General features: G+C 44.8%; 14 protein-coding genes. 9 read left to right on the top strand and 5 right to left on the bottom strand.

All coding sequences use genetic code 11. The annotated features are described in order from the left end of the window. Positions 1-4 precede the first annotated feature (4 nt). Both K339_RS0102625 and K339_RS0102620 read right to left on the bottom strand, forming a co-directional pair. Positions 5-3,046 carry an AAA family ATPase gene (locus tag K339_RS0102625; protein ID WP_028522217.1) on the bottom strand — a complete coding sequence of 1,014 codons (3,042 nt, stop codon included), beginning with the start codon at positions 3,044-3,046 and terminating at the stop codon, positions 5-7. An 8-nt stretch (positions 3,047-3,054) separates the two neighbouring features. Then, positions 3,055-4,269: an exonuclease SbcCD subunit D C-terminal domain-containing protein gene (locus K339_RS0102620; protein WP_028522216.1), complete on the bottom strand. Its 1,215-nt coding sequence runs from the start codon at positions 4,267-4,269 to the stop codon at positions 3,055-3,057. 155 nt (positions 4,270-4,424) lie between these two features. On the opposite strand from K339_RS0102620, the gene serA reads away from it, so the two are divergent. From serA to K339_RS0102590, 6 genes are all read left to right on the top strand, one after another. Further along, positions 4,425-6,329 (top strand): phosphoglycerate dehydrogenase, encoded by a 1,905-nt coding sequence (gene serA, locus K339_RS0102615; protein ID WP_028522215.1) that lies wholly within the window; start codon positions 4,425-4,427, stop codon positions 6,327-6,329. Positions 6,330-6,389: 60 nt separating this feature from the next. After that, entirely contained in the window at positions 6,390-7,199 is an 810-nt protein-coding gene (gene ispE, locus K339_RS0102610; protein WP_028522214.1) for a 4-(cytidine 5'-diphospho)-2-C-methyl-D-erythritol kinase, read from the top strand. A gap of 31 nt (positions 7,200-7,230) precedes the next feature. Then, the gene (locus K339_RS0102605; RefSeq protein ID WP_028522213.1) at positions 7,231-7,845 is read left to right on the top strand and encodes a cytochrome c oxidase subunit 3; all 615 of its coding nucleotides are present in this window, start codon (positions 7,231-7,233) and stop codon (positions 7,843-7,845) included. A gap of 68 nt (positions 7,846-7,913) precedes the next feature. Further along, a complete protein-coding gene (ligA, locus tag K339_RS0102600; RefSeq protein ID WP_028522212.1) occupies positions 7,914-10,004 on the top strand; it encodes an NAD-dependent DNA ligase LigA in 2,091 nt (696 codons plus the stop codon). 158 nt (positions 10,005-10,162) lie between these two features. Further along, positions 10,163-10,699 (top strand): bifunctional pyr operon transcriptional regulator/uracil phosphoribosyltransferase PyrR, encoded by a 537-nt coding sequence (gene pyrR, locus K339_RS0102595; RefSeq protein WP_028522211.1) that lies wholly within the window; start codon positions 10,163-10,165, stop codon positions 10,697-10,699. Between the two features lie 54 nt (positions 10,700-10,753). Next, positions 10,754-11,080, top strand: coding sequence for a nucleotide pyrophosphohydrolase (locus K339_RS0102590; RefSeq protein WP_028522210.1), 327 nt, complete (start codon positions 10,754-10,756; stop codon positions 11,078-11,080). Position 11,081: 1 nt separating this feature from the next. On the opposite strand, the gene K339_RS0102585 is transcribed toward K339_RS0102590, so the two are convergent. Continuing rightward, positions 11,082-11,714: a LysE family translocator gene (locus K339_RS0102585; RefSeq protein WP_028522209.1), complete on the bottom strand. Its 633-nt coding sequence runs from the start codon at positions 11,712-11,714 to the stop codon at positions 11,082-11,084. A gap of 54 nt (positions 11,715-11,768) precedes the next feature. Continuing rightward, complete coding sequence (locus K339_RS0102580; protein WP_028522208.1) at positions 11,769-13,058, bottom strand: type IX secretion system plug protein; 1,290 nt, start codon at positions 13,056-13,058, stop codon at positions 11,769-11,771. Between the two features lie 366 nt (positions 13,059-13,424). Here K339_RS0102580 and K339_RS0102570 point away from each other — a divergent pair, with 366 nt between their 5' ends. The 3 genes from K339_RS0102570 to K339_RS0102560 all read left to right on the top strand — a co-directional run bounded on the left by K339_RS0102570 (position 13,425) and on the right by K339_RS0102560 (position 16,766). Further along, complete coding sequence (locus K339_RS0102570) at positions 13,425-14,408, top strand: gliding motility protein GldB-related protein (RefSeq protein WP_028522206.1); 984 nt, start codon at positions 13,425-13,427, stop codon at positions 14,406-14,408. A 63-nt stretch (positions 14,409-14,471) separates the two neighbouring features. Then, entirely contained in the window at positions 14,472-16,286 is a 1,815-nt protein-coding gene (locus K339_RS0102565; protein WP_028522205.1) for an ABC transporter ATP-binding protein, read from the top strand. Between the two features lie 141 nt (positions 16,287-16,427). After that, positions 16,428-16,766: a phage holin family protein gene (locus tag K339_RS0102560; RefSeq protein WP_028522204.1), complete on the top strand. Its 339-nt coding sequence runs from the start codon at positions 16,428-16,430 to the stop codon at positions 16,764-16,766. Positions 16,767-16,868: 102 nt separating this feature from the next. Here the strand turns inward: K339_RS0102560 and K339_RS0102555 are convergent, their stop codons facing one another. Beyond that, positions 16,869-17,471, bottom strand: coding sequence for a T9SS type A sorting domain-containing protein (locus tag K339_RS0102555; RefSeq protein ID WP_157607453.1), 603 nt, complete (start codon positions 17,469-17,471; stop codon positions 16,869-16,871). Positions 17,472-17,608: the final 137 nt, after the last annotated feature.

The following is a 17,608-nucleotide window of genomic DNA, read 5'->3' as shown; positions in this document are numbered from 1 at the left end:
ACTATCATCCCACAATTTCCATCGTACTTTGCCCATTGCCATTTTTGAAGAGGCGAATTTGCGTTCCGATACGCTCTTTCAATGCTTCCACGTGCGAAATGATGCCAATTGTTTTTTCACTCTCCGACTGCAAGCGTTCCAACATACTCAATGCCATATCGAGCGAATCGGGGTCGAGCGTTCCAAACCCTTCGTCTATAAACAAACTTTCAATACTCACATTTTGCGATGCCAAATCGGAAAGAGCGAGTGCGAGGGCTAAACTAAGGGTGAAAGTTTCACCACCCGACAACGTATTGACCGCCCGCTGGGCATTGCCTTGGTAAGTATCTATCACAAAAAGACTCTCGGTTTCCTCTTTCGGTTTGTCTAAAATATAGCGGTCGGATAAATGCCGTAATCGCTGATTAGCCAATCCAATTAAGTTGGAAAGTGTCAAGTTTTGGGCAAAATTGCTAAACTTGTTTCCTTCACGGTCGCCAATGTAGCGATTGAGCAAATCCCATTTTTTTCGTTCCTTGCGTAGTTGTTCAAGCTCCGTTTGTAGGGTTGAAAATTTGGTCTGTTGGGCTTGATGATGCGCCAATTTAGACCCAATATCCGATACTTCCCTCAAGTATTGATCACGTAAACTACGGCTTATTTTAACTTTAAATTCTACATCCTCCAACGGCAATTCAGCTTGGCGAAGTTGGGCCGTTTCCATTAATTGTTCTTCCCAAGTTTTCCGATTGATGGCCAGCTCTTTTTCGCGGTCTTCTAGCACTTTACGTTTGGTTCGCAATTTTTCAACCTCTAGGGCTGGCAGTAAAAGTTCATTGGCTTTTTCGATACTTTCAATGCCTTTAGCAGCTAAATGGGTTGACAACACACTGGCCAGATGCGTTACTTTTTCACGCTCAACTGCAATGCCATTTTCGGTTTCATTTTTTTGTTTCTGAGCTATCTGCCAAGTTGTTTCCGCATTGGTCAACGTATTCCGTAATGCTTGACTTTCGGTACGAATATCCTTACCAGCATACCGCTGTTGTTTTTCTAATTCTTTCGCCGACTTTCGTACCCGAAGCTCAAAAAGCACTTCATATTGCCCCAACAATTTACCTATCACGGTATTCATGTCGCTGACTTTCTGCCACTTAGTAATTTGTTCTTGCAAGTCCCCTAGTTGCCTTTGCTCTTGAGCCAATTGCTCCAGGGTACTGTCCGATGCCAATCCCAACACTGTCAATGTTTTTTCACCTTCCTCTTTGGCCTTTCGATACTCCTCGCGAATTTTGACCAAATTTTCGGTCACTTTTGTCATTGACCCCTGCGCTTGGTTTAACTCCGCCCCTACTTTTTGCATTGAAGTATCCACCTCTTTTCTCTCCCTTTCGAGCAAATCTAGCTCCATTTGCACCTTAGAAAGTGCATTCACGTAAGCATGGACGTAGGGATGGTGCGTAGATCCACACAATGGACATTCTTCCCCATTTTGCAGGGCATTGCGAAGGTCTTCGAGGTTAAATTTTTGCTGTTCTTTTTCCTTTTGCACTTGAAGAACTTTCAATTTGGTCTCCATTTCAGCCATTTTTTGCTGAAGTGCGACCCATTGAGGTTGTCGTTCGTTGACTTTTGCCGTCGATTCTTCCAAGGCTTTTTTAGCATCAAGACCTTGGGCGTACCATTCGTTTCGTCGTGTCAAGGTTGCCTTTAATTCCATCAAAGCGTTTTGCCGATTGGCTAATTGAGCGAGCTCTTTTTCTGCTTCAAAATCTACCCGAAAGCCCGCAACCTCTTGCTGTATTTCTTGTTTTTTCTGCTGAAGAAGGGCATACGCTTCGTCTAATTTTTCAACCGAAAGCGTCCTAAGCCAAGGGTGATTGGTTGCGGAAACTTCTTGTTTTATAGCCGTAAAAACAGGGCGGATTTCAGCATTAAGTTTTTCAATTTCCGTATCGAGTTGTAGGATTTCGCCTTCAAAAACGTTCAATTCTGCCAATAAATGCTCTTTCGGAACCAATTTTTGCACCAAATGAGTGATTTGTTGATGCGACGTTTCGATGATGGTTGTCTGCGTTTCTATTTGCGTCTGAAGCGTTTTTCTACGTTCTTCCAACCCTTTCAACTGCGTTTGCTGAGATTGTAAAGTTGCCAATTCTCCGGCCCACTCGCTAATTTGTTCGTGTTGGAGGAGTCTAAAAGCGTCTGTTTTAAAGATTTCTTGCTCATTTTCAACAACTTGAACCTCTTTTGCGACTTTCTCCAATTTTTGTTGAAGGTCATAACAACGCTCCAATACCGACTTTTCTTTTTCCCAAAACTGCACGTCTTTCTCCGCCTGTACCTGATGCATTTCGGTCGTGGATTTGGCTTGCTGAAGCTGTAATACTTCCTCTTCGGTGAGCATCAGAACCAGTTTCAGCTCTTTTTCTTTAAGTTCAAGTTCTTCCTTAAAGAGTTTATCCTTCAAATAAGAAGCCGTTCCAAGTTGCCGATAAATGCGCTGTCCTGTAATGTCTTCCAATAATTTAGAACGGTCGTGGGCTTTGGCGCGTAAAAACTCGGCAAAACTCCCCTGCGCCAGTACAATTGACTTTACAAACTGCTGGTAAGTTAGTCCGATAAGTTCTTCGTTCTTTTTTGGAAACTGCGACAACCCTTTAATATCCAACAAATTACCAGAAGGAAGCTCGGCGATTTCCATTTGGTAATTGTTCCATTTGTCGTTACGATTTTTTGAAATACTCCAACGTGATCGAAACTGTCCTCCGCGCACTTCATACTCTACTTCGGCATAGGCTTCCACCTTAGGTTCTTCAGCAGCTTTGAGGTTGACAATAGAGCCTAATTTTTCAATTTCTGTTTTTGAAATACTGCCAAAACGCGGAATTTCATTGTACAATGCCAAGGTGATAACGTCCAACAAAGTTGACTTTCCTGCCCCCGTTGGGCCTGAAATGATAAACAAACCAGAAATCGCTAAAGGATTGGTTGTAAAGTCAATGCACGGATGCTCGCCGTAAAATGAGTTAATATTTTTAAAACGAATGCGAAGAATTTTCATCGATAAAATCAGTTTTGTTCGGCCACTTCACGCCACAGTTCTTCAAAAGCTTCGGCCAAAAGCTGCTGGGTTTCTTCGTCGAGGTTTTCGGTTAAAAGGCGTTTTTGAAAAACATCCCTTGGGGTTAAATCCTGAATCGAAGTACCTGTAACATAAAGTTCATCAGCACCTTGGGTGCGATTGGTAAACGATAGTCGAGGCTTGATGATTTTGAAAGGAGCCGCTTCAAAATCTCGAATTAAATAACCGAAATACGCTTCTTTTTGAGGGTCAGCATAAGGTTCGGTCACGTGGATTTCTACATAAGGTGGCAAGGGAGTAACTACTTCGTACGCGTTCAAAGCCGCTTCCACTTCTTCCAAATTCCCCGAGAAACAACGCAGTTCTCGAAAAAGAGGCACTTCAATTGGCGCTACTTTTTCAATCTTTTGCCCCTCCACGGTGAGTTCGAGTACGTATTTTTTATCATCTCTCTCGCTAAAACTCAACGGAATAGGCGACCCTGAATACCGCACAAAATCGGAGTTTGCAATGCGTTGCGGCTTGTGAATGTGCCCCAACCCAATGTAATCAAAGCCCTCTGGAAAAAAATCGGCTGAAAAAGCCGCTTCGCCCCCAATCACGTGAATATCGCGCTCGCTCTCACTTACCGACGCGCCATTAACGTACAAATGCCCCATCGCAATAGCGCATTTGGCGGGATAACGCTCGGCACACAACTGCGCGAGTTGTTCGTAATGCCCTCGAATCCCTTGTCGTAATGCCAACAAACGGTCGTCGTATCCTTCTCCCACGACCGATTTTCGCAAGTCAGCATCGCGCAGATAGGGCACTGCCGCAATTACGACGTCTCCTTTAGGAGTGTCGATGTGTAGCAATTCATCTGCAATGTTTTCTTGCGCATTTCCAATGACTTTGATGTCCAAAAAACGCAACAGTTCCCTTGGAGCATTCAAAACCCCTGGTGAGTCGTGGTTGCCTCCCGTAATTACCACATGACAGCCCGTTCCGACCAATTTTTTGAGGAAACCATAATACTGAGTCAATGCTTGATTAGAAGGATTAGCGGTATCAAACACATCGCCCGAAACCAACAAAACATCAATTTCTCGTTCTTTAATCTCTCCTACCAACCAGTCCAAAAACAAGCTCTGCTCTTCTTCAAGGCTGTATTTATGTAGTTGTTTGCCCAAATGCCAATCGGCCGTGTGAAGTATTTTCATGAATTTTTTTCTGCCAGCGTATTGACAAAGTTCTAAAAGAACCTTCCATTTTTTGACAAGTTTGCAAAAATGCCAAAAAGGAACGGTAAATTTGTGTGCTGAAACATAAATTCGTTTCAGCACCCGCCGATACTATTTCAATAAATTTTTGCAGAATGCTCACCAACACGATTGAACAAACCTATTACGTCATTGATTTCGACAGCACGTTTACGCAAGTCGAAGGTCTGGACGAATTGGCTAACATTGCCCTCGCGGGCAATCCCAACCGCGAAAAAGTAGTTCAACAAATCCGTGATTTGACCGATGCCGCCATGAACGGCGAATTGTCGTTTGCGGAAGGTTTGCGCCAGCGTATTTCGCTTCTTCAAGCAAATCGCAACCACGTCGAAGCACTGGTTGATTTTTTGCGTACCAAAGTTTCAGATTCGTTTGTTCGCAACCGAGCGTTCCTCCGCGACTATTCCGACTCTATTCTTATCGTTTCGAGTGGTTTTAAGGAGTTTATTGTCCCAATCGTCACCGAATTAGGGCTGAAAGAAGAAAATGTGTATGCCAATACATTCCGTTTTGACGCCGATGGCAACATCATTGGTGTGGACGACGAAAACGTATTGTCGCAAGATAAAGGAAAGGTAAAATTGCTCGAATCGCTTGCACTTCCTGGCGATGTCTGCGTCATTGGCGATGGCTATACTGACTATGAACTCCGCGAAGCAGGCGTAGCAAGCCGTTTTTATGCCTTCACCGAAAACGTGGAGCGTCCAAAAGTAACCAACGTCGCCGACCACATAGTACCGTCGTTGGATGAGTTTTTGTTTTTGAACAATTTACCTCGTTCGCAGTCCTACCCAAAGAGCCGTATCAAGATTCTTTTACTCGAAAACGTCCACCCCGTAGCTCGTCAAGCATTTGAGGAACAAGGCTTTAACGTTGAGTTTTTGAAGGGCGCCTTGGACGAAGACGAATTGATTGAAAAAATCAAAGACGTTACCATTTTGGGCATTCGTTCCAAAACAAACGTTACGCGCCGCGTTCTTGAAAACGCCCCGCGTTTGATAGCCATCGGTGCTTTTTGTATTGGTACCAACCAGATTGACCTCAAAGCCGCGACCGAAAAAGGAGTAGCGGTCTTCAATGCACCTTACAGCAACACGCGCTCGGTGGTTGAGTTGGCAGTAGGCGAAATGATTATGCTCATCCGTAATGTATTCACCAAGAGTAACGGAATGCACGAAGGTAAATGGGACAAATCGGCCAACAACAGTTTTGAAGTTCGTGGTAAAAAACTTGGACTCGTTGGCTATGGTCACATCGGAACGCAGCTTTCGGTCATCGGCGAAGCCCTTGGTATGGAGGTGTATTTCTACGATGTAGTCGATAAAATGCCCATCGGAAATGCTAAAAAACTCAAGTCGTTAGACGACCTTTTACGCATTGCCGACGTGGTAAGTATGCACATCGACGGTCGGAAAGACAACAAAAACGTCATCGGCAAACGCGAGTTTGAGTTGATGAAAGATGGAGTCGTGTTCTTAAACCTTGCCCGTGGCCACGTGGTGGAGGTGGAAGCGTTGGTTGAAGCCCTCAAAAGCGGCAAAGTATGGGGCGCTGGGGTTGACGTGTTCCCGTATGAACCCAAAACCAACAACGAAGCGTTTGAAAGTGAACTTCGCGGATTGCCCAACGTAATTCTGACTCCGCACATTGGAGGAAGTACCGAAGAGGCCCAAGAAGGAATTGGGCATTACGTTCCTGAGCGTTTGTTGGAATACATCAACAATGGCAGCACCACAGGCAGCGTAAATTTCCCAGAAGTGCAACTTCCGCTCCTCAAAGGTTCGCACCGTTTGTTGCATGTTCATAAAAACGTACCAGGTATTTTGGCCAAACTCAACAACATTTTTGCCAAATACAATGTTAACATCACGGGTCAATACCTCAAAACCAACGAGCAAATCGGCTACGTCATCATGGATGTAGAACGCAGCTACGAGGATGGATTCATTGACGAAATTAAGAATGTAGAAGAAACGATTAAGTTTCGGATGTTATATTAAATAGACGTTATTCTAACATCCCGAAAGTTTGAACTTTCGGGATGTTTTTCTTCCAATTGTATGGTTGCATTTGCCAACGCCAAAATCAATATCGGGCTTCAAATCACAGAAAAACGACCCGATGGCTTTCACAACATTGCTTCATGTTTTTACCCCGTGGGTTGGTCGGATGTCGTTGAAATCATTCCCTCTGCTGAATTTAGCTTTAGTTCTTCGGGCATAGATATTCCAGGCGACCCCGCCAAAAACCTCTGTGTAAAAGCCTACGAATTGCTGAAGGCTGATTTTGAGTTGCCACCAGTAGCCATGCACTTACTAAAAATCGTACCCATTGGTGCGGGGATAGGCGGTGGTTCTTCGGATGCTGCTTTTGTGCTTAAACTCCTAAACGATACCTTCAAACTATCGCTTTCTACGGACGCCCTCCAAAATTACGCCCGACGCTTGGGCAGCGACTGTGCTTTTTTTATCGAAAATCAGCCTCAGTTTTGTTTTGAGAAAGGAGACCAATTTGAAGACATTTCGCTTTCCCTCAAAGGCAAAGGCATTGTTCTGGTCTATCCAAACCTCCACATCTCCACCGCCGAAGCCTACGCGGGCGTGGTTCCCCAAAAAACTGAGATAGACTTGCGCGAAGCATTGCAACGTCCCATCGAAGAATGGCGTCATTATGTAAAGAATGATTTTGAAAATGGTCTCTTTCAAAAATACCCCGTTTTACCTCAAATAAAAGCCCAATTGTACGAAGCAGGTGCTTTGTACGCCAGCATGACAGGCTCAGGCTCGACCGTATTTGGAATTTTTGAGAAAGTGCCCGATTTACAGAACATTTTTAGTCCTTACACCGTTTGGAAAGGAGAACTCACTTGATTTTTGACTTTTACTTGACCCATTAAACACCATGGCAAAAGCATCCACCGTAAAAGAAAATCGTTTCACTAAACGCCGTGAACCTTTCAATTTTATGCTTTGGTTGGGACTTGGTGGAAGTGTGCTTCTGTTTACAATTTTGTTGGGAACTTATGTCATGCGAAAGTCAGTGGGAGTCCATTGGACAGATGTGCCACTTCCTTCGCTTTTTTGGGTGAGTACCTGTGTCATTATCGTCAGTAGTTTTACCCTGCACGGCGCTAATCTTGCCTTACAAAAAGATCAGTTCCCCAGGTTTCGCTCTTTCATTGGAGCTACCCTTAGCTTAGGCATAGTGTTTGTTGTTTTACAATTCTTGGGCTGGACGCAGCTTATTCAGGCGGGCATTTCAACCGTCAATAACCCATCCGTTGGGTTTATTTACCTTCTTTCTGGCATTCATATTTTACACATTGTCATTGGAGTTGCGGTGTTGGCATGGGCCGTTTATCAGTCGCTCAAAAACCACAGCTACGTGGATGCTTTTGTCTTTAGTGTCAACCCTCCCAATCAGCTTAAAATCAAACTCATTACCATTTATTGGCATTTTGTGGATGTACTCTGGTTATATGTATTTGCGTTTTTGCTGTACCACCACGGCTTCTAAAGACCTAGGGTTTTTGGTTTAGATTCTCTAACTTCGCGGCCTATCCCATTGCAAACATTCTCATAGCCATGTCTGTAGCCGACCGCATTAACGAACTGACCGAGCGTCTCAATTTTTACAACCATCGGTATTACCAAGATAGCGTTTCTGAAATCAGCGATTACGAGTTTGACCAACTCCTCGAAGAGCTTGTTTCGCTCGAAAATCAATATCCCGACCTCAAACGCCCCGATTCTCCCACCCAACGTGTAGGAGGTACAATCACCAAAAATTTTGCGGCGGTCGAGCACCGTTACCCCATGCTTTCGTTGGGAAACACCTACAACGAGCAAGACCTGCGCGACTTTGACGAGCGGGTTAGAAAAGGGATTAATGGCGCTGACTTTGAGTATGTTTGTGAATTAAAATTCGACGGTATTTCACTCAGTATGACCTACGAAAATGGCGTACTAGTGCGAGGCGTAACTCGGGGCGACGGCGTTCGAGGCGATGACATCACGGCCAACGTCCGAACCATCAAAACCCTGCCGTTGAAGGTACAAGATTCGAAGTCCAATTCTGCCCTTCGCTCTTTGCCTCTTGCTTTTGAAGTCCGTGGTGAAGGTTTTATGCCCATTTCTTCTTTTGAAAAACTCAACAAAGAGCTCGAAGAGGCCGACGAACAAACCTACGCCAATCCACGCAATGCAGCATCGGGCGCGTTCAAACTTCAAGACTCCGCAGAGTCAGCTCGTCGGGGGTTAGACTGTTATGTGTATTATTTTTTGAGCGACGACGACGTATTTGAAACCCATTCCGACAGCCTCGAAGCCCTCAAAGCATGGGGATTCAACGTTTCGCCTTCGTGGGAGAAATGCGCTACCATCGACGATGTTCTTCAGTACATCCATACGTGGGAGGAAAAACGGCATACGCTTCCCCTCGCTACCGATGGGATTGTTATCAAAGTAAATTCGCTCGCCCAACAACGTGAATTAGGCTTTACGGCCAAAAGTCCGCGCTGGGCGATTGCTTACAAATACAAAGCTGAAAACAAGCCTGGCGTTTTGCGTTCCGTTTCGTACCAAGTCGGGCGAACAGGGGCTTTGACACCCGTGGCTAACTTAGATAACCTCAACGAAGACGGCAAAGGGCTTTGGCTATCGGGGACCCGCGTGAAACGTGCTTCCTTGCACAATGCCAACGAAATCGAGCGCCTTGGCCTCATGCTCAACGATGTAGTTTTTGTAGAAAAAGGCGGAGAAATCATCCCGAAAATTACGGGCGTGGATACTGAAGCACGGGCATTTCGTCTAACATCCCCCATCTACTACCCAACCCACTGCCCCGAATGTGCTACTCTGCTTATTCGTAAAGAAGGCGAAGCTAATCATTATTGCCCCAATGAACGCGGTTGTCCGCCCCAAATCCGTGGTAAAATCGAGCATTTTATTCACCGTAAAGCCATGAATTTGGACAGTTTGGGCGAAGGGAAAATTGAGTTATTGTTTGACAAAGGTTTGGTAAACACCCCCGCAAATTTGTACGATTTGACTTATGAAAAACTATTTGGGTTAGAAAAAGTCATCACCGACGAAGAAACGGGAAAAACCAAGCGAATTGGGTTTAAGGAAAAGACCGTTGAGAATATTTTAAAAGGAATTGAGCAATCTAAACACGTTCCGTTCAAGCAGGTTTTGTTTGCCATCGGAATTCGTTTTGTCGGTGCTACAGTCGCTGAAAAACTGGCTGCGTATTTCAAAAACATCGACGCGCTGATGAATGCTGACTTGGAAGCCCTGCGTAACGTCCCCGAAATCGGCGAAAAAATTGCCCAAAGTTTGATAGAATACTTTGCTGAGGACCAAAACCGTGCCTATATCGAGCGTCTCCGTGCCGCAGGTCTCAAAATGGAAACCGACGACCTTCCCGTGGTGATGGAATCAAACACCCTCGAAGGGAAAACATTCTTATACTCAGGTACGTTTGCCAGCATGAGCCGCGAGCAGCTCGAAAACAAAATTGAAGCCAATGGCGGCAAACTTGTTAGCGGGGTTTCGGGAAAACTCAACTTCTTGATTGTAGGGGAAAAAGCGGGAGCTTCTAAGCTCGACAAAGCCACGAAATTGGGCGTCAAAATGATTTCTGAAACGGAGTTTTTGGAAATGTTGGGCGAGTAACGATTGGTTATTTCTATATTTGTACACCCAGAATAGGAGTAGGTTTTAGTCCTCGTCCCTACAGATGTCAGGGCTAAAGCCCATTTTTAAAAGTTATTGATTACCCCCAGCCTAAAGGCTGGAGTTAAAGAAGCCTTAAAAGTCTTCCTTTTTATCTGATGAATCAAAATCGCCTTATCCTGAGCAGTCCTTTGCTCGAAATTATGATTAGTCGGCTATGCCAACAGCTTCTGGAAAACCACCAAGATTTTTCGGATTCTGTCTTGTTGGGTCTTCAACCGCGTGGTATTTATTTTGCCGAACGCGTCGCCCACGAACTTCGCCAAATCACAGGTTCAAACATTCCACTTGGGTATTTGGATGCGACTTTTTATCGCGATGACTTTCGTCGCCGTGAACCACTGAAAGCCAATGCGACCAAAATCAATTTTGTCATTGAAGGCAAAAAAGTGATTTTGATTGACGACGTACTCGCCACGGGTCGGATGGTTCGGGCCGCACTTGATGCCATGCAAGCCTTTGGTCGCCCCCGTAAAGTGGAGCTTTTGGTACTTATCGACCGCCAATACAACCGCGAAATCCCCGTTGAACCCGATTATACTGGAATGAAAGTAAACACCCTTGATTCTCAGCGTGTACTGGTTGAATGGAAAGAACAAGGCTACGACGCCGACCGCATTTGGCTGGTTGACTAGGCTACACGGCCTCTGTTATTCATCATTCGATTCATTCAAACATTCGTCATCCCCATGACTTTAGAACAAGCACAACAAGAAGTAGATACGTGGATTAAAACCTACGGAGTACGCTATTTTAGCGAATTGACCAATATGACCATTTTGACCGAAGAGGTGGGTGAACTCGCCCGCATTATGGCCCGTACCTACGGTGACCAATCGTTCAAAAAGTCAGATTTAGAGAAAAATTTAGCCGATGAAATGGCCGATGTGCTGTGGGTACTCATGTGCTTGGCCAACCAAACTGGCGTCGATTTGACCGAAGCTTTTCAGAAAAATTTAGAAAAAAAAACCAAGCGCGACGCGACGCGCCACCACGAAAACGAGAAGCTGAAGTAGTTTATTGACTGCGTTTTGCCAACGCCAAATACGCCCCAAGCCCAAGCATCATCACGCCCGTTACTTTGTTTTGGATACGGGCGAAATTGGGTAATTGGTTCAAATACGAACCTGCTTTTCCAAACAATACCGCCACCAAACAATTGACGACGGTTCCCGAAAAGTTAAACCAAATCCCTAAACCCAGCACTTGCCATTTAAAATCGGGCGAATAGGGGTCGGAAAATTGGGGCAAAAAGGCCAAGAAAAATAAGGCTACTTTGGGATTCAAAACGTTGGTATAAACTCCTTGCCAAAACAGCTTTTTCAACGGAATGGTCCCTACGGTGCTGCTGCTTGACAAATTGCTGGTTGTTAGAAGCGCCATTATGCCCAAATAACACAGATAAGCCACGCCCAAGTATTTCACGATATTAAACGCCAATGCCGATTCGGCAATCAAAACCGAAAGCCCCAACACGGCAGCCAATGTGTGGACTACGCACCCTCCCGCAATCCCCAAAGCCGAAACAATTCCTGCTTTTGTCCCTTGCGATGTGCTACGGGTAGCGACGTAAATCATGTCCGAACCTGGCGTGAGGTTCAGCATTAACGTCGCAAAAGCAAACACCAAAAAACTCTGTAAATCAATCATATTACTCTGTTTTTTCAACCTCTCGAAAGTTCAAAACTTTCGAGAGGTTTTTTTTTAACGTCGTCCAAACTCCACTAAACGATAACCCACCAACTGATCAGCGCGGGCTGCGGGTGGACGATGATAGACAAATATTTCGTAGTCGTTGGACGTACTCGAATAACTTCCTTCAAAAGCCGTATCGTTTATTTTTCCATCGGCGCCAACCGCCAAATAATAGTAATTCACAATTCCTTGTTTAATCAAAATACTGGCTTCATAGACATTTTTCGCCGCATTGTAGCTCATCCGATTGGCATCCTCCAATTGCCATAAATTGTAAGCCCCTCCGACATATACTTGCGCATTGGGATATTGCGGACTTTGTAACGTAAAGACCGTATTGATATAATCAGCCTCATTGGTGCTATTAGCCGCATCGCGGTTCAGTACAATGTATTGACCGTTAAAGTCTTGCGCCTGAAAAGTTGCTCCACCTCCTACTCGCGACTGGTCAACCCGAAGGTGGGCGATGGTCTGGTCGGGCAATTGTTGAATGTCATCCACGCTCATCCCTACTCCGCGCGAAATGCGGGTATCGAACCAACGAAACTCATTGCCCCCCAGCATGTTATTAGATAAATCAAACGGGCGAAATTCCAGCTTTTGGTCAAAAATACGAACGTTGGTTGGGCGCAGATTCGTAATCATTTTGTTCCAACGGTAGTTTTGACGAATCACAATTTTTAAGTCTTCTTGCGGAGAAAGGATTTCATATCCACGGTAATCAACGTCAAAATCAATCTGCTGATGCGTGCGCTGCTCGGCAATTCCTGACGACATCCGAACTTGCGCAAACACACTTACCTTCGATTGATAGACCATAAATCGACGCGTAAATACGACTTTGGCAGGCCGCGAATCTTCGTAAACCGCCACCACATAATTCCCCGAAAGTTTTAACCTCGGAACTTCAAAAGTATAATGGTAATACGGAATTTTGGTGTTGAACGACGCCTGGTAAGTGTTAATCGGGTAGTCGTTGTATTCGTACGTAAATTCAATATCGTTCAAGCCCGACGACGTCCAATCGGCATTGCAGTGAAAAATACGGTACCTCAACGTTCGATAGCGCGCTTTGAGGTCATCAAATTCCACAATCAACGGATTCGTGCTTTCAACATTGACAACGGGCGAATAAGTGGTACGCGCAGGATCTTGAATGTTGTTGGGTGCGGGATAAATCGCCACGGTTTTAATCGTGGTTTCGTAGGTACGGTCTTCGTACTGAATCGGGGGTAGTTTCTGAGCCAAGGCGCTACACATCCATCCCCAACACATCAATACTATCAAATATCTGGCCATGAGAGAAAAATTATCGTTCACAAATTATGGGGTAAATCTAACGGAAATCTCTTGAAAATACTCGCCCCGAACTCCGATTCGGGGCGTAAATGGTTCAGCGTCTCCGACGCAAACATGAAATTCGGAGCGAAAACGATCTGCCTTATCTCGCCCCGAACTCCGATTCGGGGCGTAAATGGTTCAGCGTCTCCGACGCAAACATGAAATTCGGAGCGCAAATGGCCTGCCTTATCTCGCCCCGAACTCCGATTCGGGGCGCAAACGGCCCAGCGTCTCCGACGCCAAAACGCCAAAAGCGGTTTTCTAGCCCTACTTCAAACTTTTTTAGGCCGCTTCTACGTTTAAAATACGTCATCAAAATTTTCAATGAAAGCAGCTATTTATTCATTCCTCGTTCTTATTGCTTTTGGGCTTACTTTTAGTGCCTGCGAACAAAAACCCCAAGAAGTACCCGTTGGCATTCGACGCCTCGAAAAAGAAATTTTTTCGGCAAAATCCCCCGCCGACTTATCACTGTTATTCCAGAAAAACCCCATTTTAAGAGACTATTTTGGTTTGCCTTCGGGCGTGGCGGACTCGATGATTACCAACCAGTTGTACCAAAACATTTCCAATCGAGACCTACAACAATTTAGCCAAGAACTTCAGACCCAGTTTGCGGACTTAACATTTTTACAAACCCAACTCCAACAAGCTTTTGGGCAAATCAAAGCTTCTTACCCTGATTTTAAAGCCCCCGAAATCGTAACAACCATCACAGGTTTCATGGGTACTGATTTGTACGTATCAGACAGCATTATTATCATTGGGTTGGATTATTTTGGCGGTCCAAAAGCCAAATACCGCCCGCAACTTTTTGATTATCAACTTCGTCGTTACCAAAAAGAATACATCGCTCCAGGCATTTTGTTCTTTATTTCTCAGAAATACAACAAAGTACCTAACGAAGACAAAACACTCTTAGCCGATATGATTTGGTACGGCAAAGGATTTGAGTTTGTCAAACGCGTCGCCCCCGAAACGCCAGATAGCCTAATCATTGGCTATTCGGGCGAACAACTTACCGATGTCTATGCCTCCCAACAAGACATTTGGGCTTATTTTTTAGATCGCCAACTCTTGTACCAAACCCGCGACGCCGAAAAAGAACGCTTCATTGGCGAACGTCCCGCCACGCCCGAAATTAGCCAATATTGCCCCGGAGGGATTGCCCGTTGGGTAGGTTGGCGCATTGTGGGAGAATATTTGCGCAAAAAATCAAACACCACGCTGACCGAATTGATGGCGAACACCAACGTTCGGCAGATTTTTGAAGAAGCCAACTACAAAGGGCAGAAAGATGAAGAATGAGCCGACTTGTGATTACCTTTGTCGCTCAATTGTCTCTTATTAACTCACTATTTATATATACTAATGGCCAAAGGCAGAGGAACGGGCACCGAGTTGTCGCCCGAAGATAAAAAACGCAAACTCACCAAAGAGAGCCTCCAAAAAACACTAAAGATATTTCGATTCATTCTCCCCTATCGAAACACCTTTATCGTCGGCATTTTATTCTTATTTTTATCCTTAACCACCAACTTACTTTTCCCAAAACTAATTGGAGAAGTTTATGCGGTCATTGAAGGAAAATCGTCCTACACCATCAATCAAGTTGTATTGGTACTTGTAGGAGTTCTAATTCTGCAATCGGTATTCTCATTTGGGCGAATCTTTTTCTTTTCGATTGTCAGCGAAAAAAGCATGGCCGATATTCGTCGGACGGTTTACAGCAAAATCATTTCGTTACCTGTTTCTTTCTTTGAACAGCGGCGCGTGGGCGAGCTCATGAGCCGCATTACGTCCGACGTCCAATCGTTGCAAGATGTTCTCTCATTTACCCTTGCGGAGCTGTTTCGCTCACTTGCCACGGTGGTTGTGGGTATTGGCATCATTTGCTTTATTTCGTGGAAATTGACCATTTTTATGTTGGCAACTTTCCCCGTAGCCATTGTGATTGCGATGGTTTTTGGGCGTTTTATTCGCAAACTTTCTAAGAAAGCCCAAGATGAATTGGCAGCTGCCAACGTCATTGTAGAAGAAACACTTCAATCGGTCAACGTGGTAAAGGCTTTTACCAACGAACGCCTTGAGGTTCAGCGCTATGGCAAAGCCCTCGACAATGTGGTCGTAGCAGCACTCAAAGCAGGGCGTTTCCGTGGCGGCTTCGTATCATTTATCATTTTTGCCTTGTTTGGCGGCATCATTGGTGTGGTTTGGTACGGTGCTACGCTCGTTCAAAGCGGCGAAATGCCACTCTCAGAGCTTATGACTTTTATTTTATATACCATGTTTATTGGTGGGTCAATAGGAGGTTTGGGAGATATGTACGCCCAAATCCAAAAAACATTGGGAGCGTCGGAGCGTCTTTTAGAAATTTTGGATGAAACGTCGGAAGTCGAAATAGAATCGCCCAAAGCAGTTGCTCCGATGAACGGTACGATTTCTTTCCAAAACGTTAAATTCACCTACCCCACTCGTCCCGACGTAACGGTGTTGAAAGATATTTCGCTTGACGTGGCCGCAGGTCGTAAAATTGCGCTGGTGGGCTACAGTGGGGCTGGAAAGTCAACGATTGTTCAATTATTGATGCGTTATTATCAGCCCGTTGGAGGAAAAATATTGGTCGATGGCAATGATATTCAAGGACTTGACATTACAGCATACCGCCAAAATATCGCCGTCGTTCCGCAAGAAGTGATGCTATTTGGCGGAACTATTCGCGAGAACATTGCCTACGGAAAACCCAATGCCACCGAGGAAGAAATCCGCGAAGCAGCCCACAAAGCCAACGCGTTAGACTTTATTTTATCTTTTCCTGAAGGACTGGAAACCGTTGTAGGCGAACGTGGAATAAAACTTTCGGGTGGGCAACGTCAGCGTATTGCCATTGCACGGGCCATTTTGAAAGACCCTAAAATCTTGATTTTGGACGAAGCGACCAGTTCACTCGATGCCGAATCAGAAAAATCGGTGCAAGAAGCCCTCGATGGATTGATGCAAAATCGCACGACGATTATCATTGCGCACCGTTTGGCGACGGTTCGCAACGTGGACTGCATTTATGTCATCAAAGACGGTACCATTTTGGAATCAGGTACGCACGACGAGCTAGCGCTCAACGAAGAAGGGCTTTACGCCAATCTCATCAAGCTACAGTTTGATTCTACCAACCTTGCTGTTTCCTAATGAAGGCAAGTTGGGTTTTCGAATGTGGGTCAGGATACTCATATCCTGACCTTTGTTTACAATCAACCTGCTGAGGGTTTCTCAAAACCCGACTTCTGTCTCCAAAGCTAATTTTTTACAATTACTATAACCTCAAAACCAATGACTAGCCTAATTATTCGACTCATTATCAGCACCGTTGTGGTAATTGTTGCCAGCCGTGTTTTACAAGGATTTTATGTGGATACCCTCACTACGTCCGTGATTGTTGCCATTGTGATGGGGCTCCTCAACACCTTCGTAAAGCCTGTTTTACAGTTTTTGTCTATCCCTATTACCATTCTGACGCTTGGACTCTTTTATTTTATCATCAACATCGCCCTTGTATATCTCTGCGCGTACTTGGTCGATGGTTTCAGCGTTTCGAGTGCCATTGCCGCTTTGCTTTTTAGCGTTGGTTTATCGTTGACCCAATGGATTGCAGGTTGGTTTTTGGACTAACCATAAAAAAACCGTCGGCGGGTTCTCCGCCGACGGGTGTCGCAAAATCGCAAGATGATGTGGTTATAGTCTGTTTTTTTGAGAAGTCATTGCAACTGTTGCTTATTTTACTTTCACGAATTTCTTGAAAGCTTTATCAGCCACTGTAAATTCAAAAGCGTATTCACCTGCTGGCAAGTGGCTCAAGTTAAAACGGCTACCTGCTGACAAATAGCTGCTATAGATTGAGTTTCCAGCCAAGTCTGTGATGGCTACGCTCATGTCTGCTACGTTCTTGTTAGAAGTTGATACTTCAAAACGGTTTACACCAAACGCTTCTACTTTAGGAAGAATCGCTTCTTTGTAGCTATTCTCGTCGATTTCCACGTTGCCATTTTTGATGAAAAGCGTTTGTGCCGACCAGAAACTGTTGTTAGAGCAACTCATAACGTACTCACCGTTTGGAAGTGCGTTAAGGTTCAATTGAGTTGACACGCCTTCGTTCACTTCAAAAATTCCTTCGTGAACAACTACGCCGTCTATATCTTTAATTACTACATCAAGTACGCCTACGTTAGGTTGGTTGATTTTGACTTCAACCTTCTTGGTGTCACGCTTTACCAATTTTACATCTTTGGTAAGGAGGTGAGTTTCTGCCGAAGCAGTTCCTGCGGTTGCAAGCATCATAGCTGCAAATACTGTCGAAAGCATTGTGATCTTTTTCATAGTGTGTTATAGTTTTTGTACCATCTTGTGCCGCTCAGTCGCGGTGACTTCGCTTTGACAATGCAAAGGTGTAAGATTTTGATTTACAAAAAAATAGGTCAAAAATACCCTCTTGATAAATTCATATCTTGGGTTTC

It is taken from the genome of Runella limosa DSM 17973 (genome assembly GCF_000482465.1).
Classification (GTDB): Bacteria; Bacteroidota; Bacteroidia; order Cytophagales; family Spirosomataceae; genus Runella; species Runella limosa.
The sequence above is the reverse complement of the archived record's forward strand: the minus strand, read 5'-3'. Positions and strand labels throughout refer to the sequence as shown.

Bases quoted from the DNA above. Each gene is read 5' to 3' on its own strand.
- K339_RS0102625 (WP_028522217.1), bottom strand. From the start codon at position 3,046: ATGAAAATTCTTCGCATTCGTTTTAAAAATATTAACTCATTTTACGGC.
- K339_RS0102620 (WP_028522216.1), bottom strand. From the start codon at position 4,269: ATGAAAATACTTCACACGGCCGATTGGCATTTGGGCAAACAACTACAT.
- serA (WP_028522215.1), top strand. From the start codon at position 4,425: ATGCTCACCAACACGATTGAACAAACCTATTACGTCATTGATTTCGAC.
- ispE (WP_028522214.1), top strand. From the start codon at position 6,390: ATGGTTGCATTTGCCAACGCCAAAATCAATATCGGGCTTCAAATCACA.
- K339_RS0102605 (WP_028522213.1), top strand. From the start codon at position 7,231: ATGGCAAAAGCATCCACCGTAAAAGAAAATCGTTTCACTAAACGCCGT.
- ligA (WP_028522212.1), top strand. From the start codon at position 7,914: ATGTCTGTAGCCGACCGCATTAACGAACTGACCGAGCGTCTCAATTTT.
- pyrR (WP_028522211.1), top strand. From the start codon at position 10,163: ATGAATCAAAATCGCCTTATCCTGAGCAGTCCTTTGCTCGAAATTATG.
- K339_RS0102590 (WP_028522210.1), top strand. From the start codon at position 10,754: ATGACTTTAGAACAAGCACAACAAGAAGTAGATACGTGGATTAAAACC.
- K339_RS0102585 (WP_028522209.1), bottom strand. From the start codon at position 11,714: ATGATTGATTTACAGAGTTTTTTGGTGTTTGCTTTTGCGACGTTAATG.
- K339_RS0102580 (WP_028522208.1), bottom strand. From the start codon at position 13,058: ATGGCCAGATATTTGATAGTATTGATGTGTTGGGGATGGATGTGTAGC.
- K339_RS0102570 (WP_028522206.1), top strand. From the start codon at position 13,425: ATGAAAGCAGCTATTTATTCATTCCTCGTTCTTATTGCTTTTGGGCTT.
- K339_RS0102565 (WP_028522205.1), top strand. From the start codon at position 14,472: ATGGCCAAAGGCAGAGGAACGGGCACCGAGTTGTCGCCCGAAGATAAA.
- K339_RS0102560 (WP_028522204.1), top strand. From the start codon at position 16,428: ATGACTAGCCTAATTATTCGACTCATTATCAGCACCGTTGTGGTAATT.
- K339_RS0102555 (WP_157607453.1), bottom strand. From the start codon at position 17,471: ATGAAAAAGATCACAATGCTTTCGACAGTATTTGCAGCTATGATGCTT.